A 21,786-nucleotide genomic window follows, 5' to 3' on the forward strand; every position below is an offset into this window, starting at 1 on the left:
GGTCCCCAAATGACGGCTAATGAGTAGCCTTGCATACTTAAGAAATCACTTGAATACTATCAGCAAGCCCTTTGTACAGTATGGATTTTTCCTGTTTCGCTTACTATTACCGTTGTCAAAACCCGACGCTTTTTACCAGGCGGGGAGAATCCGTGCTCAAGCACTTTAGGGCTTCAAAAGGTAAAAGTGCGGCCTTGCGCTTACCCGGCCACAGTTTCCGGTCCCCCTGATTTTTATAATAGCTGCGCGCCTTTACGATTGCCTACATGCCGCCAAACCCTTCCACTTCAGCCTCTCCCGACCCAAAATCCAGCCTTTCAAGCCGTCCGCCCTGGCTTCGCTGGCTGATCAAACTCTCCCTTTGGGGGGCGGGCCTGGCGGCGGCCGGCGCCTTGAGCATTCTCATGGTGGTCGCCGTCGCGCTGGCAGTGGCCTACCCCAACCTGCCCGATATCTCCGACCTGTCGGACTACCGGCCCAAGCTGCCCATGCGGGTCTATTCCGCTGATGGCGTTGTGATTGGCGAATTCGGCGAAGAGCGGCGCAGCCTGACACCCATCAAGGACATTCCCCAGGTCATGAAAGATGCCGTGCTGGCCATTGAAGATGCACGGTTCTTTTCACATGGCGGTGTGGACTATCTCGGCGTGATTCGTGCGGGCCTGGCCAACGTGGGCCGGGCCAAAAGCCAGGGCGCCTCGACCATCACCATGCAGGTAGCCCGAAATGTCTACCTGTCGGCCGAAAAAAGCTATACCCGCAAGATCTACGAGATCCTGCTGACCTTCAAGCTGGAGCACCTGCTGACCAAGGACCAGATCCTTGAGATCTATATGAACCAGATCTTCCTGGGCAACCGGGCATATGGCTTCGCGGCCGCTTCCGAGGCTTACTTCGGCAAGCCGCTCAAGGACATCACGATTGCAGAAGCTGCCATGCTGGCCGGCCTGCCCAAGGCGCCGTCGGCCTACAACCCCATCATCAACCCCAAGCGCGCCCGCGCCCGGCAGCTCTACATCATTGAGCGCATGGAAGACAACGGCTTCATCACCAGCGCTCAGGCCACGGCCGCCAAGGCAGAGGAGCTTTCCGTCAGGTCAGGCCCCGACGCGGGCCGCGTACATGCCGAATACGTTGCGGAAACCGTGCGCCAGATGGTGTTTAACCAGTATGGCGACCAGACCTACACGCGCGGACTCAATGTGTACACCACCTTGCGCGCAACCGACCAGACCATGGCTTACAAGGCGCTGCGCAAGGGCATCATGGATTACGAGCGCCGCCAGATTTACCGGGGACCCGAAAAGTTTGTGGATTTGCCGGCAGACGCAGCGGAGCTTGAAGATGCCATCGATGACGCCCTGACCGACAACCCGGACAACGGCGACGTGATGTCGGCGGTTGTTCTCGAAGCCAATCCCAAGCGTATCCTGGCAATGCGGCAGAACAGCGAAAGCGTTGAAATCACAGGTGACGGCCTCAAGCCCGCGCAGTCCGGCCTGTCCGATAAAGCCGCGCCCAACATCAAGATTCGCCGGGGAGCCGTGATTCGCGTCGCCAAAACGCCAAAAGGTACCTGGGAAATCACCCAGTTGCCCGAAGTGGAAGGTGCGTTCGTCGCGCTGGACCCGCGCGATGGTGCGATCCGGGCCCTGGTCGGCGGCTTTGACTTTGAGAAAAACAAGTTCAACCACGTCACGCAGGCCTGGCGCCAGCCGGGCTCCAGCTTCAAACCCTTCATTTATTCTGCCGCCCTTGAAAAAGGGTTCACACCCGCCACGGTTGTCAACGATGCACCGCTGTTCTTTGATGCCGGCGTCACCGGCGGCCAGCCGTGGGAACCCAAAAACTACGACGGCAAGTTTGAAGGCCCCATGACCCTGCGAAACGGCCTGAAGAAATCAAAGAACATGATTTCCATCCGCATACTGCAGGCCATAGGCGCGCCTTATGCCCAGGAGTGGGTTACCCGCTTCGGCTTTGACGCCGAAAAGCACCCCGCCTACCTGACCATGGCGCTGGGTGCCGGCTCGGTGACACCCATGCAAATGGTCACCGCATACTCGGAATTTGCCAATGGCGGCTACCGCATCAATCCCTACCTCGTCACCAAAATTACCGACCAGAAAGGCAAGGTACTGGTTGAAACCAAAACGCCGGCACCAAGCGAAGCCACGCGCGGCATTGATGCCCGCAATGCCTTCATCATGTCCAGCCTGCTGCAGGAGGTAGCGCGATCCGGTACGGCTGCAAGGGCACAGGCAACCCTCAAGCGCCCGGACATCTACGGCAAGACCGGAACGACCAATGACTCGATTGACACCTGGTTTGTCGGCTTCCAGCCAACCCTGGCCGCCGCGGTCTGGATGGGCTTTGACACACCTAAAAACCTGGGCGACCGGGAAACCGGCGGCGGCTTGAGCCTGCCGGTCTGGATCGACTTCATGGGTTATGCCCTCAAGGGCGTGCCGGTCACCGACATCCCCGTACCCGAGGGCGTGGTCAATGTGGGCGGCGAGTGGTATTACGACGAGTACGCCAAGGGCGCCGGGGTGAGCAGCGTGGGGCTGGGACAGCAGGACCCCGCAGCCAATGCGGCCCAGCCGGGAACGACTCCCGGCACGCCCGGTGCGCCAATTTCCGTTTTACCGCCTGCGGATGAAAAGAAACGGATTCTGGACCTGTTCAAGAACTGAAGCCAGGCCGGTCAACCGCTGGACTGGCCTTGTCAGTCCAGCGGTTTGAAACCCAGCGTCTGCCCGGACTGCTCGCTGGCGTAACGCGATAGTCCGCTGAAAAACTCGCTGGCGTCCTTCGTGTCCGTCCACTGGCGGCCATTGAATTTGTAATGAAAACCGCCGGCCCGGGCAGCCATCCAGATTTCCTGCAAGGGCTTCTGGAGGTTGATGACGATCTGGCTGCGGTTGGCAAACGTCAGCGTGATCATTCCGCCGGTGCGCTGGTTGTCGACGTCCGCGTCGGTCTCATCGTTGATCCGGTCGCATGCCAGTTCAACAGCCTTCAGGGCCTTCTCGGCATGGTCCAGATATTCAAGGTCCGTCATTACAATCCCATCATGGTTTTTTCATTTCAAATTTTAGGCCGCCAGCCAAGTGCCTCATGGCGCCATGGACTTGCATTTGCAGTTCTGGGATTGTCAGGCCTGGCCGGTTGCGGGCAAAAGGGCCCCCTGTTTCTGCCGCCACCGGTAAAACCTGTCCCTGCGGTTTCTGCACCCCAACCCGCAGTCGTAGCCCCCGCACTGCCCGCATCGGCTTCCAGATGAGCAACCCTTACGCTCCACTGGGCCAGTCCCCCCTGCACGCCGCGCTCCCGGGCCACCCGTTTGTGGCCTACCGTGACAAAACCCTCCATGTAGAAGATATCGCACTGGATACCCTGGCCGCCACCCATGGAACGCCACTGTTTGTGTACTCCAAAGCCGCCATGCTGGCAGCGCTGGCCGCCTATCAGCGCGGCTTTGCCGGGCGTCATGCGCAAATCTGCTACGCCATGAAGGCCAACTCCTCATTGGGCGTGCTGCAGGTATTTGCCCGCGCCGGCTGCGGCTTTGACATCGTCTCGGGCGGTGAGCTGGACCGCGTGCTGGCCGCTGGCGGTGAAGCCGGCAAGATCATTTTCTCGGGCGTTGGCAAAACCCGCGCCGAGATGCGCCAGGCGCTTGCGGCCGGCATCGGCTGCTTCAATGTCGAGAGTGAAGCAGAGCTGGACGTACTGTCGGAAGTGGCCCTGGCCGCAGGCCTACGCGCGCCCGTCAGCATCCGCGTCAATCCCAATGTAGACCCGAAAACACACCCCTATATTTCCACAGGGCTGAAGGACAACAAGTTCGGCGTGGCGCATGAGGACGCCCTGCGCATTTACCAACACGCCGCCTCGCTCAAAGGCCTGAAGATCGTCGGCATCGATTGCCACATCGGCTCGCAAATCACGGACACTACACCCTACCTCGATGCCATGGACCGCGTGCTGGACCTGGTAGGCGCGATCGAGGGTGCAGGCATCCCGCTGGAGCACATCGACTTCGGCGGCGGGCTGGGCATCAACTACAACAACGACACGCCACCCGAGGCCGACGTGCTCTGGCAGCAGTTGCTGGCCAAGCTGGATGCGCGGGGTTACGGAAACAAAAAACTGATGATAGAGCCCGGGCGCTCGCTGGTCGGCAATGCCGGCGTCTGCCTGACCGAGGTGCTCTACGTCAAACCCGGCGAACATAAAAACTTCTGCATCATCGATGCAGCCATGAACGACCTGCCACGCCCGGCGATGTACCAGGCCTTTCATGCCATTGTTCCGGTCCTGGTGAATGGCAAGGAAACCCCGGCAGCCACCTACGACGTGGTGGGCCCGGTATGTGAAAGCGGCGACTGGATAGGGCGTGACCGCGAACTGGCCGTAGCGGCCGGCGACCGCCTGGCCGTGCTGTCAGCCGGTGCTTATTGCATGAGCATGTCCAGCAACTACAACACCCGGGGGCGGGCCGCCGAGATTCTGGTCGATGGCGCAGCCGTGCACCTGATCAGGCAGCGCGAAAGCTCGCAAGACCAGATGCGCCATGAGCATCTGGTGGCTGGATAAGCGTCTGAATCGCTATCAACCTGATAGCTGGCTGCGCCCTATCTTATTGAGCTGCAGCCTCTTTTTCCTTAAATATTGCATCACGCGCCAGCCCAGCAGCACGACGATGATGGCGGCATACACAAACACTTCGGCAAAGTTGTTTTTGGCGGCGCGCATCCAGAAAAAGTGCAGCAGCCCCAGGCCTGCGATCAGGTAGACCAGCTTGTGCAGCGTCTGCCAGCGTTTGGCGCCCATGGCCTTGATCGCGGCGTTGAACGATGTAGCGGCCAGTGGCGTGAGCAGCAGAAAAGCCGAAAAGCCCACAAGAATGAAAGGCCGCTTGGCGATGTCTTTCGCAATGTCGGCTGCGTCAAAGCCCATGTCGAACCAGCTGTAACTCAGTAGGTGAAGCACGACATAAAAATAGGCGAACAGCCCCAGCATGCGGCGAAAGCGCGCCAGCGTCGGCGTGTTGCTGATCACGCGCAGCGGCGTGACCGCCAAGACGATACATATAAAACGCAGCGTCCAGTCGCCGGTGGCCCGAATCAGGTGTTCCGCCGGATTGGCGCCCAACACATTGGCATTGCCCATTTGGGCCTGCACAACATTCCAGGCCAGCCAGGAAAAAGGCAGCAGGCAAATCAGAAAAAGGATGGGCTTTGCCGCAGGATGCAGCAGAAATTTCTGACGCGACATCACCATCGAGGGAAATCACCGAAGGGCAGCGCGCCGTACGGATCAACCAGCCGCGGAGCCGGCTTTGCCGGGCCGCAGGCGACGGCCCCCTCAGGGGGCAGCGAAGCACACGTAGTGGGGAGCGTGGGGGTCAACATTTCTAGAAATTCTTTTTCAGGTCCATGCCCGCGTAAAGCTGGCCAACCTGCGCTTCGTAGCCGTTGAACATCAGCGTCTTGCGCTTCTTGGCAAACAGGCCGTCCTCGCCAATGCGGCGCTCTGTGGCCTGGCTCCAGCGCGGATGGTCCACGTTCGGGTTCACGTTGGAATAAAAACCGTACTCCTGTGCGGCGGCCTTGTTCCAGGCCGTGCGCGGCTCCTTGTCGGTAAAGCGTATCCTGACAATGCTCTTGCCGCTTTTGAAGCCGTATTTCCAGGGCAGCACCATACGCACCGGCGCGCCATTCTGGTTCGGCAACACCTCGCCGTACATGCCGAAAGTCAGCAAGGCCAGCGGATGCATGGCTTCGTCCATACGCAAGGCCTCGACATAGGGCCAGTCCAGCACACGTGAGCCGACAAAAGGCATGGTCCTGGGGTCGGCCTGGGTGACAAACTCCACGTATTTGGCACTGCCCAGCGGCTCCACTTTTTTGATCAGCTCGGACAGCGAATAGCCCACCCACGGAATCACCATGGACCAGCCTTCGACACAGCGCAGGCGGTAAATGCGCTCTTCCTGCGGGCTGAGCTTGATGAGGTCTTCCAGCGTGTAGCTTTTGGGCTGCTTGACCAGCCCTTCAATGGCGACAGACCAGGGTTTTGTGACCAGCGTGTGGGCGTTTTTGGCCGGATCAGCCTTGTCGGTGCCGAACTCGTAGAAGTTGTTGTACGAGGTGACGTCCTTGTAATCGGTGACCTTCTCCATGGTCACCGCACCGGACACAGCCGACTTGCCGCCGGGCAAGGAAGCAAGTTTGCCGGGTTTCTGCACGGTCTGCGCCAATGCCTCGCGCCCGGCCCAGCCAGCCAGTGCGGCGCCCGCAGCGCCTGTCGCCATCAACCGGATCATGTCCCGCCGCCCCTGGTAAGCCGCCTGGGGAGTGATCTCGCTGGAAAACGGGTGGTCAAACCCGCTGGCGTTGGTCTTGATGAGCATGGTGGAATCCTTGTAAATCCGGGTAATTCCCGTAGGGCCTGGTCTTTATACGCGGCGTCTTGTTGCAAGGATTCACCTTGTCGCTACAAGGTTCCGTAACTGTGCAAACCAGAGAGGAACATATTGACACCCAGGAAGGCAAACGACGTCACGGCCAGCCCGACCAGTGCCCACCAGGCGGCCACGGTGCCGCGTAGGCCCTTCATGAGGCGCATGTGCAGCCAGGCGGCGTAGTTCAGCCAGACAATCAGCGCCCAGGTTTCTTTCGGATCCCAGCTCCAGTAACCGCCCCAGGCTTCAGCCGCCCACAGCGCGCCCAGCACCGTGGCAATGGTGAAAAAGGCAAAACCGACAGCGATCGCCTTGTACATCACGTCGTCCAGCACTTCAAAGCTGGGCAGGCGCGCCGCAATGCGTTTGCGGCCCAGCAGGATGCCGGCTGCGATCAATCCTGAAACCGCCAGGTAGCCGACCCAGTAATAGCTGCCGCCCACTTCTGCCGGCGATTTGCTGCGGAACACGACAGGCAGGAAACACAGCACAACGCCCAGCATCCACAGGGGTGTGAGTTTGTACCAGCGCGTTTCATCCGCCTGCTGCTTGACCAGGTAGGCCAGCGACACCATGGCCGACAACGAGAACATGCCGTAGCCGATGAAGTTGGCCGGCACGTGCAGTTTCATCCACCAGCTTTTGAGGGCGGGCACCAGCGGCTGGATTTCATGCGCTTCGCGTATCACCGTGTACCAGAGCAGGAAACCGACGGCGGCGCTGACCACCAGCATCACGAAAGCGCCAAGCGCGCGGGTTTTGTACTGCGCTTCAAAATAAAGATAAAAAGCCGCAGTCATCCAGCAAAACAGCACGAACACTTCATACAGGTTGCTGACCGGGATATGGCCCACATCGGCGCCAATCAGGTAGCTTTCGTACCAGCGCACCAGCGTGCCGATAAGCGCCATGCCTATGGCCACCCAGGCAATTTTGGAGCCCAGGGATTCGAATGCATTGCTCTGGTTTTTACTGAACATGCCCAGCCAGTAAAAAATGGTGCTCATGAAAAACAGCACGCTCATCCACAAAATTGCCGACTGGCTGGACAAAAAGTACTTGAGCCAGAACACCTGTTCAGACCGCGCCAGGCTACCCGCACCATCTACCTGGTAGGACGCGATCCCCAGCAAGGCAAAACCGGCAACCACCACCATCAGTACCTGCAAAGGCCGCCAGAACCAGCCCATGGCAATCGTTGCCGGAATGGCTGCCAGCAGGATGCCTTTTTCATACACATCCATGAACGCGCCGTAGCGGCCGAATGCATAAAGCAAACCTACCGTCACCAGCACGGCGAACACCCAGTCAAGCGCGTTGCGTCTGGCGAAGTAGCCCTGGTTCAGGCTCAGCGTGCTGCCAGCACCGGAATTGCGCTTTGCACTCAGTGTGGTGGTCTTGATGCTCGTGGTATTCATAAAGGCGCCTGCAACAGTTTCGTTTTCAACATCTCGAACTCCTTGTCCCCGTCCATGGTTTTGCGATTGGTGGACAAGGCCATGGTGGCGTGGCTGCTTCCGGCAGATTCTGGCACCGATTGCGCGGCACCACTGTCATCACCGCTATTGTCCGGCTTGCCGCCGCCTGGCGCCAGCCAGACCCAGACACGGCGCTCACGCACATACAGCATGGCAAACACGCCCAGGATCAGGAAGGCGCAGCCCAGGTAAACAATAGTCTTGCCGGGCGCACGCGCGACCTGGAACACACTGGCCTGGACCTGCGTGAAGTCCTTGAGCTCAAAGGCCATGGGCGCCGGGTAATGGTGGGCATCGGACAGGCTGAGCACCATCTGGGCCATGAAGCCCTGGGTTTTTTCGTCCTGCGGCAGCGGCTGCAGACCCGCCTGCTGCCGCGTCATCTGGGTCAACTCAAACAACACGCCGTTCAGGATACGCACCAGCACCTCGCCGGCCCGATTGCGCTCGGCCTCGGGAACATTGACCTCCATGAAGTCGGAGATGGCCTGCAAACCCGCGACCTTTGTGGCGGCATCGCCGGACGAGCCCCCCTCGGGCCCGGCACCCGCAAACAAGGCCATGGCACGCGAGGCCGAGGCTGCAAGCTGCCGGACAAGCTCCGGGCGGTCTTCGTCAATTGCCATGCGAGCGTAACGTTTGACGGCCATCTCACGCTGGACCGGGTCCGCCAGTGCCGCGCGCATGCGCAAAAAGGTGTTCATGCCGCCCTCGGCATCGACCGGGATACGCAGGTACTGGAAGGCATCCATGGGGTTTTCACGCACCCCCAGCAGGTACACCGCCGGACTGCTTTCGCTCTCGTCCACCTTGACCGGCAGCATGTAGTTGTTGAACTCGCGGGCCTGGCCAGACGCATCGCGCAGCTTGTAGCTCACGCTGGGCCCCACATTGCGCAGCTCTTTCTGCGTCGCTGTCTTGTTGGCCGCGCCCAGGCGCGTGTCAATCGCATGGCGCAGGTCGACCTTGCGCACGTCCGCGCCTGAACCCGCACCCTGTGCAAAGTTCTCGACGTTGATGACACGCAAGGCGGTGTATTCAAGCGTCAGTTTTTCGCTGCCGTTGGTCAGCGCGCTGGAGCTGCCAATCGTGCCCTGGATTTCAAACGGCTTGCTGGCGGCAGCCATGGGTATGGCCTTGAGCGTAACGCTGGAGCCGCCATCGTCAAAGCTGGACTGGTAAATCTCCACGCCCTTGTAGCTGGCCGGATGGTTGACTTCGACCCGCGCCGGGATCTTGTCGCCGGTTTCCTTGTCGTGGATGATGATGTCGCTCGCAAAGAGCTTGGGCATGCCGGTGGAGTAGTACTCGACGATGAACTTTTTGAGCTCAATCGAAAACGGCAGGTCCTGCAGCAGGACGCCGCCCGGCTGGTTCAGGATGGCAGTGCTGGACTGCGCACCTTCCGACACCAGCAGGTTGGCGCGAAAGGTCGGGTTGCTGTCGCTCAGGCGGTGCTGCGCAGGCACATCGGCGATCAGCCCGCCGCCGGTGTAGGTGCTTTTTCCATGCAGCAGCATCTGCGCACGCACAATCATGTCGCCGTCGAGCAGGCCGCCTATGCACACCAGCACGATGGCGCTGTGTGCCGCGATATAACCCAGCTTGTTGGCCGTGCCTTTTTTGGCTGCCACCATCCAGCCGGCGTCCCTGTGCTGCAGCTTGACCTTCCAGCCGCTTTGCACCAGCGTCTGGCCGATGCGGCGTGCGGCCACTTCTGGCGACTCTGCCAGAGTGCCCTCGGCCCGATGGCCAAAAGCCTTGAGGCTTTTCTCGCGCAGGTCTTCTTTCAGTTCATTGAAGTCCGCCAGGATCTTGGGCGCATTCCGGGCAATGCACAGCGACGTCGAGATCACCAGGAAAGCCAGAATCAGCAAAAACCACCAGGCGCTGTAGACCGTGTTCAGGCTCACCAGGCTGAAGACCTGCGCCCAGAACGGGCCGAACTGGTTGACGTAATTGCCCAGCGGCTCCTGCTGCTTGAGCACCGTGCCAATCACCGACGCGATACAGATGACGGTCAGCAGCGAAATCGAAAACCGCATGGAGGACAACAACTCCACCGACGCCCGCGCAGTGCGGGAGCCCCAGTTGACGTTCATGCCTTGGGTGGAAACTGTCATGCGTATGGATCTTGGGTTGGTCGGGCTTGGGACTTGGACAGGGAAGCTGAAAAATGACAAAGGCGGGCTTTCGTCAGAAAGACCCGCCCTGCTGTGACTGGTTTTACGCCTGTGGGTTCAATAACTGGCGGGAATCTGAACGCTTCTTCAGAAAAAAACCGTCAACCTGCCAATACGGCTTTGCTTAACGCAGGCCGGCGATGTAATCGGCCAGCGCGCGAATCTCGCGGTCATTGAGTTTGGCCGCCACCTGGCTCATGGACAGGTTGTTGGTCCGGCTGCCATCACGGAAAGAAGTCAGTTGCGTGGCGACATAGTCGGCATGCTGGCCCGAAAGGCGCGGGTATTGCGAAGGGATGCCGGCGCCGTTGGGGCTGTGGCAACCGGCGCAGGCGGCAATCTGGCGATCGGCGACGCCGCCGCGGTAAATACGCTCGCCCAGCGCCACCAGGTCCTTGTCTTTGGCAAAACCTGGCTTGGCTTTTTGACCCGTAACCCAATAGGCGACGTTTTTCATGTCGTCATCGGAGAGTGCCGCAGCAAAACCCTGCATGATGGGGTTTTTGCGCTTGCCGGACTTGAACTCCTGCAGCTGTTTGACCAGGTATTCCGGGTGCTGCTGTGACAGCTTGGGGTTGGCCGGCGTGCCGGAATTGCCATCGGCTCCGTGGCAGCTGGCGCACACGGCGGCAAAGCTGGCCCCGCCTTTGACCAGGTCAGGTTTGGTCACCTTGGCGGCCGCAGCAGGTGCGGCTTCACCAGCAGCAAACGACGACATGGCGGGCACAACCAGAACGGCGGCCAGGAGGGAAGTAACAAACAGCTTCATATCGGGGGATGTTTTAATGGGTTGGCGCACAAAACTTATAACTTTCTGATTTTACAATGGCTTCAAGGCATTCCCCATTTGTTGGAGGATTGCTGCGGTAGCCCGCCACCACATGCCAACGCCGCGCCGCGTTTGGCGACACACTTTCAGGGACCGCCCGACCATGACCGAATCCACACCTGCCTCCTCCGCAAGCGCCAAACCGGCCAAGACCACGTCCGCTGCCGATCCCAAGATCGCCATGGGCTGGCTGCACACGGCCAAATTCCTGACCACCGCACCGGAGTTGAAACATCTGCCGCGGCTGGAGGTGCCCGAGATTGCATTTGTGGGCCGTTCCAACGCAGGCAAATCCACCTGCATCAACACCCTTACACAGCAGCACCGGCTGGCCTACGCCTCAAAAACGCCGGGGCGCACGCAAAGCATCAATTTGTTCACGCTGGGCAAACAGGGCGTGACCGATGCGGTGCTGGCCGACCTGCCCGGTTATGGTTATGCGGCCGTGCCGAAAGAAGCCAAATACCGCTGGCAGCAGGTCATGGGCAACTATTTGCAGACACGCGACAACCTCAAGGCGGTGGTGCTGCTGTGCGACCCGCGCCTGGGCCTGACGGAGCTTGACGAAATCCTGCTGGACGTGATCCGGCCACGGGTGGAGGAAGGCCTGAAGTTCCTCGTTCTGCTGACCAAATCCGACAAGCTCAACAAGACCGAAGCGGCAAAGGCCCTGCAGATTGTCAAACTGCAGGCAGGCGGCGGCGACGTCAAACTCTTTTCGGCGCTGAAAAAACAAGGTATCGATGAAGTCGCCCAGCACCTGTGGGACTGGGCGCACCCGCCGGAAAAAGCTGAAAAACCTAAAAAGGCCGATGCCGATGGCGAAACCGGCGGCGAAGCGGCTGACTGAGCACCTCCGGAGCCTCTTTTCAGCAAAATTAAAGGGAAAACTGCCCCTGGCCACCGTAAATCCTGCGCAATCAGCTATCAAAAAAGTAGCGCCATGATTGAAACCAGCCTGCAAACCCTGCCCCACGGCATCACGCTCTCGTGCCGCAGCAGCGGCGAAAAGGGCCGGCCGGTACTGATGTTTCTGCACGGCTTCCCCGAGGCGGCCTTTGTATGGGACGGACTGCTGGAGCATTTCGCCAAACCGGAAAACGGCGGTTTTCGCTGCATTGCCCCCAATCTGCGCGGTTTCGAACAGTCAAGCGCGCCGGCCGACATTGCCGCCTACCGGCCCAAACACCTGGTGCAGGACATTGCGGCGCTTATCGCTATTGAAGGTCCACAGATCGAATGTCTTGTTGCCCACGACTGGGGCGGCGCCGTCGCGTGGAACCTGGCAGCCGGCCAACCGCAATTGATGAAAAAACTGGCCATCATCAACTCGCCGCATCCCGGGACTTTCTTGCGTGAGTTGCAACATTCCCCAGCCCAGCAGGCGGCCAGCGCGTACATGAATTTCTTGATTCGACCAGACGCTGAAACACTGCTGGCGGCCAACGATTACCAAAGGCTCTGGACATTTTTTACCAATATGGGCGCAGCCGATGGTCCCTATCCGTGGCTGACGGACAGTGTCAGGGCGCAGTACCGCGAGGTCTGGCAGCGCGGACTGACCGGCCAACTCAATTACTACCGGGCCTCGCCCCTGCGCCCGCCCCGGCCGGGTCCGCCCCACAACGACCCGGCGGCAGCGGCTGTGACGATTCCACGCGAGATGCTGGAAGTCCACCTGCCCACCTTGGTGCTCTGGGCCATGAACGACACCGCCCTGCCGCCTGCGCTGCTGGACGGCCTGGACGATTACGTGCCGCAGATGACGCTCAAGCGCATTGAAGGTGCCACGCACTGGATCGTGCATGAGCAGCCCGAACTGGTGGCACGTTGCCTGCAGCAGTTTCTGGCTTAACGAAAGAAGCCGCAAAGCGCTATTAAAACGATAGCTGACTGCGCGCATTCAACGCCGGCCACAGACACTTTTGGCTTAAAAATACGAGAAAAAAGCGGTCTCAGCCCTGCCGAAGCAGTAAAACGGGTCAATAAACCGAAGCTTCGCCTTCGGGCCGGCTTTTGAAACGCTTGTGCACCCAGTAGTACTGGGACGGCATGGTCCTGATGTAGCTTTCCAGGCGCTGGTTCATCAGCGCTGCATCGGCCACCAGGTCATCGCTGGGGTAGTCCTGCCAGGCCGGCAGCACTTCCACCTCATAACCAGTCGCGGTCAGGCGTGACAACAGCGGCACCACCTTTGCCCGACCCAGGCGGGCAAAGCGCGGCAGCGAAGGCACGGTGGCCGCCTGCATGCCAAAAAAGGGAACAAACACGGAGTCTTCCGGCCCGAAGTCCATGTCCGGCAGCAAATAAAGCGGCTGGCCCTCCCGCAATGCGCTGACGATGGGTTTGACGCCGTCGATCCGGCCAAACAGACGCAAATAACCAAAACGCTGGCGGCCGCGCAAGATCCAGCGGTCCACCAGCTTGTTGGACTGGTCGGTATAGATGGTGGTCGACTGCCGCGGCGGCGATCGCAGGACCACCGCAACCCAGGCGGCATCCATCCCGAAAAAGTGCGGCAGAAAAAAAACGGTCGGCTCCTTGCCCCCCAGTTCCTCAACAGCGCCCGTGAGCTGCACACGCTGGCGCACCCTCTCCGGCGATGCGTGCCACAACCAGGCACGGTCCAGCCAGGCCTGCGCAAAATAAATAAAGGTTTGCCGCGTCAGCGCCTGCCGCTCCTCGTCAGATCGCTCCGGAAAACATAGCAATAAATTGGTCTGGACAACGCGGCGGCGCGAAACCACCACAAAATAAAGGAACCAGCCCAAAGCCTTGCCCATGGCCCGCACCAGGCCCAGGGGCAAAGCAGCCAGCACCTGCATGAAAATAATGCCAGCCCGGGTGAAAAGGTAGCTGGCCCATTGGCGCGGCGTTCTCAATGGACATCCTTCCTGGGTTCATCGTCGTGATGTGCGGCTTCGTTGCGCGGCGTCTTGTAGCGCCCGTAACCCCACAGGTACTGGCCGGGCTGGCTCAGCACAATGGCCTCAATCGCCTGGTTGATGCGTGTCACGACGGCCAGCAGATCGGTTTTTAGCGTTTCTTTTGGCGTTTCAGCAGGCCCGCCAATCGCCGGCCAGATTTTCACGAAATACCCGCGGCCGCGCGGCAGGCGCTCGCAGCTCACCGGCAGCAGCACCGCGCCGCTTTGCAGGGCAAGGCGCGCGGCCAGGGTCATGGTGTAAGCCGGCTTGCCAAAAAACGGTGCCCAGACGCCCAGGCCCTCGGGCGGCACCTGGTCGGTCAGCAAGGCCACGGCCTGGTTGGCCTTCAAGGTTTTATGCATCAGGCGTATGCCGCTCAGGCTGGCGGGTACCACCGTCAACTGCGGACGCTGCCGGGTGGCCTGCTCAATCGCGGCCAGCCAGCGTTTGCGGGCGGGCCGGTAAATCGCCGTGATTGGGCCGTAAAGCTCCGCGAGCGCCTGCGGGCCAAGCTCGAAACTCCCGCAGTGCGGGCCAAAAAAGATCACGCCCCGGCCCTGGGCAAAAGCCTGCACGGCATGTTCCTGGCCCTCGAGCTGTACATTGCCCAGGCAGGACTCGTTTTGCGGCCGCATCCACAGCTTGGGCAGCTCGGCCACAAAACGCCCGGCCTCCGCAATCGCCGGTTTTGCCGACTCAAAAGGCAGGCCCGCCTGCGCGACATTGGCACGGAATTGCGCACGGTACCCGGGGCTTGCAGCCCAGACAAGCCAGCCCAGCGCACCGCCCAGGGTGTGCAGGGCCGACAACGGCCAGAGGGCGAAAAAACGGAAAAGCCAGAGCATCTAGAGATTGAGGGATATGCGGGCAGGGAATTAAAAATACGGCAAATGCCGCAAAAAGCACCGCATCATATAATTGCGGCTGTCGCTGAGTTATTGAACAACTTGCAGAGCGACATTAAACCAAACTGCTAAAGCGTTCGCCGAGGCACCCCAGCCGGCAACGCGCCGACAAACTAAATGGAGTGTACGCAATGGCGAACGATTTTCTCTTTACTTCCGAATCCGTCTCCGAAGGCCATCCAGACAAGGTAGCCGACCAGATTTCCGATGCCATCCTCGATGCCATCTTCAAACAGGACCCGCTGTCACGCGTGGCCGCAGAAACCCTGACCAACACCGGTCTGGTCGTGCTGGCCGGTGAAATCACCACCAACGCACACGTCGACTACATCCAGGTCGCACGCGACACCATCAAGCGCATCGGCTACGACAACACCGAATACGGCATCGACTACAAGGGCTGCGCGGTCATGGTCTGCTATGACAAGCAGTCCAACGACATCGCCCAGGGCGTGGACCACGCATCCGACGACCACCTGAACACCGGCGCCGGCGACCAGGGCCTGATGTTCGGCTACGCCTGCGACGAAACGCCCGAGTTGATGCCCGCGCCGATTTATTACGCACACCGCCTGGTCGAGCGCCAGGCCCAATTGCGCAAGGACGGCCGCCTGCCCTTTCTTCGTCCCGATGCAAAAAGCCAGGTCACCATGCGTTATGTGGACGGCAAGCCGCACAGCATTGACACCGTGGTGCTGTCCACCCAGCACAGCCCGGACCAGAGCGAAACACAGACAAAAATGAAGGCCTCGTTCACCGAAGCCATCATTGAGGAAATCATCAAGCCGGTGCTGCCCAAGGAGTGGCTGAAAGACACCAAGTACCTGATCAACCCGACCGGCCGTTTTGTCATCGGCGGCCCGCAGGGCGACTGCGGCCTGACCGGCCGCAAGATCATTGTGGACACCTACGGCGGTGCCTGCCCGCACGGCGGCGGCGCCTTCAGCGGCAAGGACCCCAGCAAGGTGGACCGCTCGGCCGCCTATGCAGCACGTTACGTAGCCAAAAACATCGTCGCAGCCGGCCTGGCCAAGCAGTGCCAGATCCAGGTGGCCTACGCCATCGGCGTGGCGCACCCCATGAACGTGACGGTCTACACCGAAGGCACGGGCGTGATCTCCGACGAGAAACTCTCGGCGCTGGTGCAGGAACACTTTGACCTGCGTCCAAAGGGCATCATCCAGATGCTGGACCTGCTGCGCCCGATCTACGAGAAGACTGCCGCCTACGGCCACTTTGGCCGCGACGAGCCGGAATTCTCATGGGAAAAAACCGACAAGGCAGCCGCGCTGCGTGCAGCAGCAGGCCTCTGAGATAGCACACGCCACCCAGGACAAAGCCACCTGCGGGTGGCTTTTTCTTGTGTTGATGTATTTGTCTGGTGCGACAGACCCCGCTCACACCACCCTTCATGGTGAGCAACCCTGGCCAGACACCCATCAGCCTAGGCAGCGCTTTTGCTGCCGGCTTCGGCTTCTTCAGTGCCGCGCACCAGCAGTACCGGCACGGGTGCAACACGCAAAATCTGTTCCGCGTCGCTGCCCAGGAAAACCCGGCGAACACCTCGCCGTCCATGCGTGCCAATGACAATCAGGTCGGCGGGCCAGCCAAGGGCCTGTGAAACAACCAGGTCGCTCAAGCGGCCCACGCCATCATCGATCAGCACCGTTTCCGCCTGCACGCCTTTTGAGGCGGCGAGGGTCTGCCCCTCTTTTAATATCGTTTGCCCGCCCTCCCGCAACAGCGGCAGCAGATCGGTAATGAACACAGCGGGTGACTCAAAGCCACCCACATAGGCAAAGGGGTCCACAAAATGGAGCAGCCTCAACTGCGCGCCCATGACCGCAGCCAGCTTGATGGCCTCGCCCAGGCCAAGGCGGGAGGTGGGACTTCCGTCGATGGGAACCAGGATTTTTTTATACATGATCAAGTCCTTTTCAATAAACAATCGAAACACAGCCTTTCAACAAGCGCATGCTGGCCGGCAAAACCGGAGGGCAGGCCGGCACAACCTACTCCAGGGCGACCGACTCAAGATAGTCGGGCAGGTGGCAAGCCCAGCCGAGCTCACGCTCAATCCGCTGTCGCATGGCATCGGCTGCGTCAGGCTCGCCATGCGTGATGAAGGTCCGCAGGGGCGGTTTGGCAAAGGCTTTCAGCCACTGGATGATCTCGGCCGCGTCGGCATGGGCAGAAAAGCTTGTCAACGCATCGATGTGCGCAAGCACAGGCACTTCGGTGCCGTGGATACGGATGGTCCTGGCCCCCGCCAGCATCGCGGCACCCCGCGTGCCACCCGCCTGGTACCCGGCAAACAAAACGGTATTTCGTTCATGCGGCAGGAAGGCCTTGAGGTGATGCACGACCCGCCCGCCCGTGGCCATGCCGCTGGCGGCAATGATCACCATTGGACCCTTTTTCCGGTTCAGCGACTCGGACTCCTCCGGGCTGTTCACGATATGCGCAGCGCTGCACATGGCTTCGCACTGCTCAGGCGTCAGGCGATGCTGGCTGCGATATTTCCGGTAAATTTCAGTCGCATTGGCGGCCATAGGACTGTTCAGGTATATCGGCAAGTGTGCAATCGCCCCCCTGGACTTGAGCAGGTACAGGCAATAAAGAAGGCTCTGCGCCCGCCCCACGGCAAATGCCGGAATGATCACGGCGCCGCCGCGCGCGGCCGTACGGTTGATCACCTCGGCAAGCTTGTCCATCGGATCGCCTTGTTCATGCAGGCGGTTTCCGTAAGTCGACTCGACAACAAGGTAGTCAGCTCCCGGCACTTTTTCAGGGGCGGCCAGAACCAGATCCTCCGGCCGGCCAATATCACCCGAAAACAGTATGGAGCGCTGCTCGCTGCGGATATGCACAAACGCCGAGCCCAGCATGTGCCCCGAAGGAATGAAGACGGCCTCCAGGCCCGGCGACAGGTGCCAGCTGGTGTGGAAATCAACCGACGCGAACCGCCCCAGGCATTTTTCCGCATCTGCACGTGTGTACAGGGGCAATGCCGGCTGGTGTTTTGAAAAGCCGTGGCGATTGGCGTAGTTGGCCTCTTCCTCCTGGAGATAACCGCTGTCAGGCAACAGAATCCCGCAAAGGGCGCGCGTTGCCTCGGTGCAAAAGACCTTCCCGGCAAATCCCTGCTTCACCAGCAGCGGAATGTAGCCACTATGGTCAATATGGGCATGGGTAAGTACCACCGCGTCAATCTCGCTGGCCGGCACCGGCAATGACGCCCAGTTACGCAGGCGCAGTTGCTTGTAACCCTGAAACAGCCCGCAATCAATGAGGATCTTGACACCCTTGTGTTGCAGAAGGTACTTGGACCCTGTCACGGTTCCAGTTGCCCCCAGAAATTGAAGGTTCATGGAGTTTGCATCCTGAGTCATATCGGTTCCAAGCCGTCATGTCTGTGCCAGGCATAGTACCGAACCAGGCTCCAAATGCCCAGGCACGCGTCCGATGGCCGATCACCCGAAGCCGCAGCAGCCATTTCACAGCCATCCACCACAAGAAAAATTTTTCTGCACATAAAGGTCACTGTCCCCCATTGGTGGCGCCTCACGCCCATGTGACGATCCTGCCCATCCAGGGGCCTGGCGTCCCAAGAGATAAAAATCTTAGGCGACTGATGAAAACCCAGCTTGATCCAGCGCAAGCTTTGGCCCGGCAGATCCGGAAAGCCCGGGGTCGGCCAAGAAACCGGACTGCCGATAAAAGCGCCCTGAACGCCCGGAATCCCCATCAGAATTGATTTGGCGCAAACAGATTTACCCTTCTGCGAGCCTGCCACCCTTGAAAAGGGGCTCAAATGCCCCTATGATTAGCACTCGACGGCCATGAGTGCTAACAAACGCACCCAAGCCGCAGATTGACAAGTGCCAGCCCTCTTTAGTTGGCATTTTTGTTTTCTTAAAACCATTGTTTAAAAACAAGGAGCTCTCATGAAACTTCGTCCTTTGCACGACCGCGTGATCGTCAAACGCGTGGAAAACGAAACCAAAACCGCTTCCGGCATCGTTATTCCTGACAGCGCTGCTGAAAAGCCTGATCAAGGCGAGATCCTGGCCGTTGGCCCAGGCAAGAAAAACGACAAGGGTGAAGTTCAGCCTGTTGGCGTGAAAGTCGGCGACCGCGTTTTGTTCGGCAAATACAGCGGCCAGACCGTCAAGGTCGATGGCGATGAATTGCTGGTCATGAAAGAAGAAGACCTCTTCGCAGTGGTCGAGAAGTAATTTCTCAGCTCTTTCAATCCCTAATTAACTGAATCTGGAGAATTAAACATGGCAGCAAAAGACGTCATTTTCGGCGGCGAAGCCCGCGCACGCATGGTCGAGGGTGTGAACATCCTGGCCAACGCAGTCAAGGTTACCCTGGGCCCCAAAGGCCGTAACGTGGTGCTCGAGCGCTCTTTCGGCGCCCCCACCGTGACCAAGGACGGTGTGTCCGTCGCCAAGGAAATCGAACTGAAAGACAAGCTGCAGAACATGGGCGCGCAGATGGTCAAGGAAGTTGCGTCCAAGACCTCCGATATCGCTGGTGACGGCACCACGACCGCTACCGTTCTGGCTCAAGCCATTGTTCGCGAAGGCATGAAGTATGTCGCCGCCGGCATGAACCCTATGGACCTGAAGCGCGGTATCGACAAGGCTGTTTCGGCCCTGGTCGACGAACTGAAAAAAGCTTCCAAAGCCACCACCACTTCCAAGGAAATCGCCCAGGTAGGCTCGATTTCCGCCAACTCTGACGAAACCATCGGCAAGATCATTGCTGATGCCATGGACAAAGTCGGCAAGGAAGGCGTCATCACCGTTGAAGACGGCAAATCCCTCGAATCCGAACTCGACGTCGTTGAAGGCATGCAGTTTGACCGCGGCTACCTGTCGCCTTACTTCATCAACAACCCAGAGAAGCAGTCGGCGATCCTGGACAACCCGTTTGTCCTGCTCTACGACAAGAAAATCAGCAACATCCGTGACCTGCTGCCTACGCTGGAACAAGTCGCAAAAGCTGGCCGTCCATTGCTGATCATCGCTGAAGAAGTTGATGGCGAAGCCCTGGCAACGCTGGTGGTCAACACCCTGCGCGGCATCCTGAAAGTGGTGGCCGTCAAGGCTCCAGGCTTCGGCGATCGCCGCAAAGCCATGCTGGAAGACATCGCCACCCTGACCGGCGGCAAGGTCATCGCTGAAGAAGTCGGCATGTCGCTTGAAAAAGCAACGCTGGCTGACCTCGGTTCTGCCAAGCGCATCGAAGTGGGCAAGGAAAACACCATCATCATCGACGGTGCAGGTGCTGCTGCCGACATCGAGGCACGCGTCAAGCAAGTGCGCGTGCAGATCGAAGAAGCGACCAGCGACTACGACCGTGAAAAACTGCAAGAGCGCGTGGCCAAGCTGGCCGGCGGTGTTGCCGTGATCAAGGTTGGCGCTGCCACCGAAGTCGAAATGAAAGAGAAGAAAGCCCGCGTTGAAGATGCACTGCACGCTACCCGCGCTGCCGTGGAAGAAGGCATCGTGGCTGGCGGCGGCGTGGCTCTGCTGCGCGCCAAGCAAACTGCCGGCGTCATCAAGGGTGACAACGCTGACCAGGAAGCCGGCATCAAGCTGGTCCTGCGCGCCATCGAAGCTCCCCTGCGCGAAATCGTTTACAACGCAGGCGGCGAAGCCTCTGTGGTGGTGAACGCCGTGCTGGCCGGCAAGGGCAACTTTGGCTTCAATGCAGCCAACGACACCTACGGCGACATGATCGAAATGGGTATCCTGGACCCAACGAAAGTGACCCGCACTGCACTGCAAAACGCAGCCTCCGTCGCATCCCTGATGCTGACGACCGAAGCCATGATTGCTGAAGCTCCAAAAGACGAAGCAGCTGGCGGCATGCCTGGCGGCATGGGCGGCGACATGGGCGGCATGGGTGGTATGGGCGGCATGGGCATGTAATTGCCTGCTGTCCAGTTCGCACCCGGCTTGTAGCAATACAGGTGAGGTGCGAGTCACTGACAAAAAAACCCGCAGGGCGCAAGCCCTGCGGGTTTTTTAATGTGCGATTCAGGCAGTATTCGAAGCCGGTCACCGCATCGAATTACCAAAGCTGCTTCGAGCCAGGACTGTTTGAATGTGGACCTGACCCTGGTTCAAGCGGGAAAACATCCGTCCCGAAAGCCCGCAACGCCAAAATGCCGCAGCCTCCACTGGAATGCCAGGGAAAACTAGGCTGCAACAGCGTCGTATTCGTTACTGCCTTCAACCGTGGGTTGCACAAACCAGTAAAGCAGCACGAGGGAGCCGATGATGGTCAGCGAGAGCAGTTGCCACCAGCCCGTCCGGCCGATGTCATGCAGGCGGCGTGCGCCTACGGCCAGAACCGGCAAGACCAGCGCCAGAGCCACGATGCCGTACAGGATGTCGCTGATGGCACTCGTGACGCCAAGAAGTATCACTTCAAAAAGCATGAACCACCAGAACTCCGAGCGCGATGCGCGGCCCGAAAAAGTTGCGTACTTGGAAAAACACGTGGATATGGCTTGTCCGAAATTCATAGAACCTCCTCCTCAGGATGTGTGCGGGGTGGATTCCCCACGCCATGATAAGGCTAGACGCAAGACATGCCTATGTCAGGTTCACTGCGCGCCTGGTGCCACCTGAGCTACGGGCGGCACAGGGGCCGGGCCATAAGTGTTGACGCCTTCATCGCCTTTTTTGGCCGCCCAGGCGATAAAAATCAGGCCGAGTACGGGAACGGCTGAAATCAGCATCCACCATCCGCTTTTACCAATGTCATGAAGCCTGCGCGCCGACACGGTCACAGCCGGCAGCAAAAGCGCCAGCGAGACGAGGTAGTAGGCGATTTCATGGATCAAGGCAGCAAGAACCATCGTGCCGATTTGAAACACAAAAAACCACCAGAACTCCGAACGCGATGCACGGCCGGAAAAAGTCGCGTATTTTCTAAAGCAGCTGGAAATGGATTGTCCAGGATTCATGTTT

Annotated in this window: 20 protein-coding genes; 8 read left to right on the plus strand and 12 right to left on the minus strand. The window is 59.6% G+C overall.

Annotated elements, in window-relative coordinates:
* Positions 1-266: 266 nt before the first annotated feature.
* On the plus strand, positions 267-2,696 hold the full coding sequence (locus tag ACFQND_RS15475) for a penicillin-binding protein 1A (RefSeq protein ID WP_377414069.1): 2,430 nt from the start codon (positions 267-269) through the stop codon (positions 2,694-2,696).
* Between the two features lie 32 nt (positions 2,697-2,728).
* Here the strand turns inward: ACFQND_RS15475 and cyaY are convergent, their stop codons facing one another.
* Positions 2,729-3,064 (minus strand): iron donor protein CyaY, encoded by a 336-nt coding sequence (cyaY, locus tag ACFQND_RS15480; RefSeq protein WP_377414072.1) that lies wholly within the window; start codon positions 3,062-3,064, stop codon positions 2,729-2,731.
* Between the two features lie 12 nt (positions 3,065-3,076).
* Here cyaY and lptM point away from each other — a divergent pair, with 12 nt between their 5' ends.
* Positions 3,077-3,286 carry an LPS translocon maturation chaperone LptM gene (gene lptM, locus ACFQND_RS15485; RefSeq protein ID WP_377414114.1) on the plus strand — a complete coding sequence of 70 codons (210 nt, stop codon included), beginning with the start codon at positions 3,077-3,079 and terminating at the stop codon, positions 3,284-3,286.
* Positions 3,283-4,602: a diaminopimelate decarboxylase gene (gene lysA / locus ACFQND_RS15490; RefSeq protein WP_377414075.1), complete on the plus strand. Its 1,320-nt coding sequence runs from the start codon at positions 3,283-3,285 to the stop codon at positions 4,600-4,602. The genes lptM and lysA overlap by 4 nt, the downstream gene beginning before the upstream one ends.
* Positions 4,603-4,617: 15 nt before the next feature.
* Here lysA and ACFQND_RS15495 read toward each other — a convergent pair whose 3' ends face one another.
* The 5 genes from ACFQND_RS15495 to ACFQND_RS15515 form a co-directional block, all read right to left on the minus strand.
* Complete coding sequence (locus ACFQND_RS15495; RefSeq protein WP_377414078.1) at positions 4,618-5,283, minus strand: protein-methionine-sulfoxide reductase heme-binding subunit MsrQ; 666 nt, start codon at positions 5,281-5,283, stop codon at positions 4,618-4,620.
* A gap of 139 nt (positions 5,284-5,422) precedes the next feature.
* Complete coding sequence (gene msrP / locus ACFQND_RS15500) at positions 5,423-6,421, minus strand: protein-methionine-sulfoxide reductase catalytic subunit MsrP (protein ID WP_377414081.1); 999 nt, start codon at positions 6,419-6,421, stop codon at positions 5,423-5,425.
* An 83-nt stretch (positions 6,422-6,504) separates the two neighbouring features.
* Positions 6,505-7,890: a c-type cytochrome biogenesis protein CcsB gene (gene ccsB / locus ACFQND_RS15505; RefSeq protein WP_371434862.1), complete on the minus strand. Its 1,386-nt coding sequence runs from the start codon at positions 7,888-7,890 to the stop codon at positions 6,505-6,507.
* Positions 7,887-10,073, minus strand: a complete 2,187-nt coding sequence (locus tag ACFQND_RS15510) for a cytochrome c biogenesis protein ResB (protein ID WP_377414084.1) — start codon at positions 10,071-10,073, stop codon at positions 7,887-7,889. Before ACFQND_RS15510 ends, ccsB begins: the two co-directional genes overlap by 4 nt.
* A 184-nt stretch (positions 10,074-10,257) precedes the next feature.
* The gene (locus tag ACFQND_RS15515; RefSeq protein ID WP_377414087.1) at positions 10,258-10,902 is read right to left on the minus strand and encodes a c-type cytochrome; all 645 of its coding nucleotides are present in this window, start codon (positions 10,900-10,902) and stop codon (positions 10,258-10,260) included.
* A 163-nt stretch (positions 10,903-11,065) separates the two neighbouring features.
* On the opposite strand from ACFQND_RS15515, the gene yihA reads away from it, so the two are divergent.
* On the plus strand, positions 11,066-11,812 hold the full coding sequence (gene yihA, locus ACFQND_RS15520) for a ribosome biogenesis GTP-binding protein YihA/YsxC (RefSeq protein ID WP_377414090.1): 747 nt from the start codon (positions 11,066-11,068) through the stop codon (positions 11,810-11,812).
* Positions 11,813-11,905: 93 nt separating this feature from the next.
* On the plus strand, positions 11,906-12,817 hold the full coding sequence (locus tag ACFQND_RS15525) for an alpha/beta fold hydrolase (protein WP_371434858.1): 912 nt from the start codon (positions 11,906-11,908) through the stop codon (positions 12,815-12,817).
* Positions 12,818-12,944: 127 nt separating this feature from the next.
* On the opposite strand, the gene ACFQND_RS15530 is transcribed toward ACFQND_RS15525, so the two are convergent.
* Both ACFQND_RS15530 and ACFQND_RS15535 read right to left on the minus strand, forming a co-directional pair.
* Positions 12,945-13,844: a lysophospholipid acyltransferase family protein gene (locus tag ACFQND_RS15530; protein WP_371434857.1), complete on the minus strand. Its 900-nt coding sequence runs from the start codon at positions 13,842-13,844 to the stop codon at positions 12,945-12,947.
* Entirely contained in the window at positions 13,841-14,734 is an 894-nt protein-coding gene (locus ACFQND_RS15535) for a lysophospholipid acyltransferase family protein (RefSeq protein ID WP_371434856.1), read from the minus strand. The genes ACFQND_RS15530 and ACFQND_RS15535 overlap by 4 nt, the downstream gene beginning before the upstream one ends.
* A 191-nt stretch (positions 14,735-14,925) precedes the next feature.
* Here ACFQND_RS15535 and metK point away from each other — a divergent pair, with 191 nt between their 5' ends.
* The gene (gene metK / locus ACFQND_RS15540; protein ID WP_371434855.1) at positions 14,926-16,107 is read left to right on the plus strand and encodes a methionine adenosyltransferase; all 1,182 of its coding nucleotides are present in this window, start codon (positions 14,926-14,928) and stop codon (positions 16,105-16,107) included.
* 131 nt (positions 16,108-16,238) lie between these two features.
* Here metK and ACFQND_RS15545 read toward each other — a convergent pair whose 3' ends face one another.
* Both ACFQND_RS15545 and ACFQND_RS15550 read right to left on the minus strand, forming a co-directional pair.
* Positions 16,239-16,718: a universal stress protein gene (locus ACFQND_RS15545; protein WP_371434854.1), complete on the minus strand. Its 480-nt coding sequence runs from the start codon at positions 16,716-16,718 to the stop codon at positions 16,239-16,241.
* An 88-nt stretch (positions 16,719-16,806) separates the two neighbouring features.
* Positions 16,807-18,165 carry an MBL fold metallo-hydrolase RNA specificity domain-containing protein gene (locus tag ACFQND_RS15550; RefSeq protein ID WP_371434853.1) on the minus strand — a complete coding sequence of 453 codons (1,359 nt, stop codon included), beginning with the start codon at positions 18,163-18,165 and terminating at the stop codon, positions 16,807-16,809.
* Positions 18,166-18,741: 576 nt separating this feature from the next.
* On the opposite strand from ACFQND_RS15550, the gene ACFQND_RS15555 reads away from it, so the two are divergent.
* Together ACFQND_RS15555 and groL are read left to right on the plus strand one after the other, a co-directional pair.
* Positions 18,742-19,032, plus strand: coding sequence for a co-chaperone GroES (locus tag ACFQND_RS15555; RefSeq protein ID WP_324493173.1), 291 nt, complete (start codon positions 18,742-18,744; stop codon positions 19,030-19,032).
* Positions 19,033-19,080: 48 nt separating this feature from the next.
* Entirely contained in the window at positions 19,081-20,739 is a 1,659-nt protein-coding gene (gene groL, locus ACFQND_RS15560; RefSeq protein ID WP_371434852.1) for a chaperonin GroEL, read from the plus strand.
* Between the two features lie 269 nt (positions 20,740-21,008).
* On the opposite strand, the gene ACFQND_RS15565 is transcribed toward groL, so the two are convergent.
* Positions 21,009-21,338, minus strand: coding sequence for a DUF805 domain-containing protein (locus tag ACFQND_RS15565; protein WP_371434851.1), 330 nt, complete (start codon positions 21,336-21,338; stop codon positions 21,009-21,011).
* Positions 21,339-21,419: 81 nt separating this feature from the next.
* On the minus strand, positions 21,420-21,782 hold the full coding sequence (locus tag ACFQND_RS15570; RefSeq protein WP_371434850.1) for a DUF805 domain-containing protein: 363 nt from the start codon (positions 21,780-21,782) through the stop codon (positions 21,420-21,422).
* Between the last annotated feature and the right edge of the window lie 4 nt (positions 21,783-21,786).

The sequence above is a fragment of the Polaromonas aquatica genome (assembly GCF_042659145.1).
GTDB classification, from domain to species: Bacteria; Pseudomonadota; Gammaproteobacteria; order Burkholderiales; family Burkholderiaceae_C; genus Polaromonas; species Polaromonas aquatica.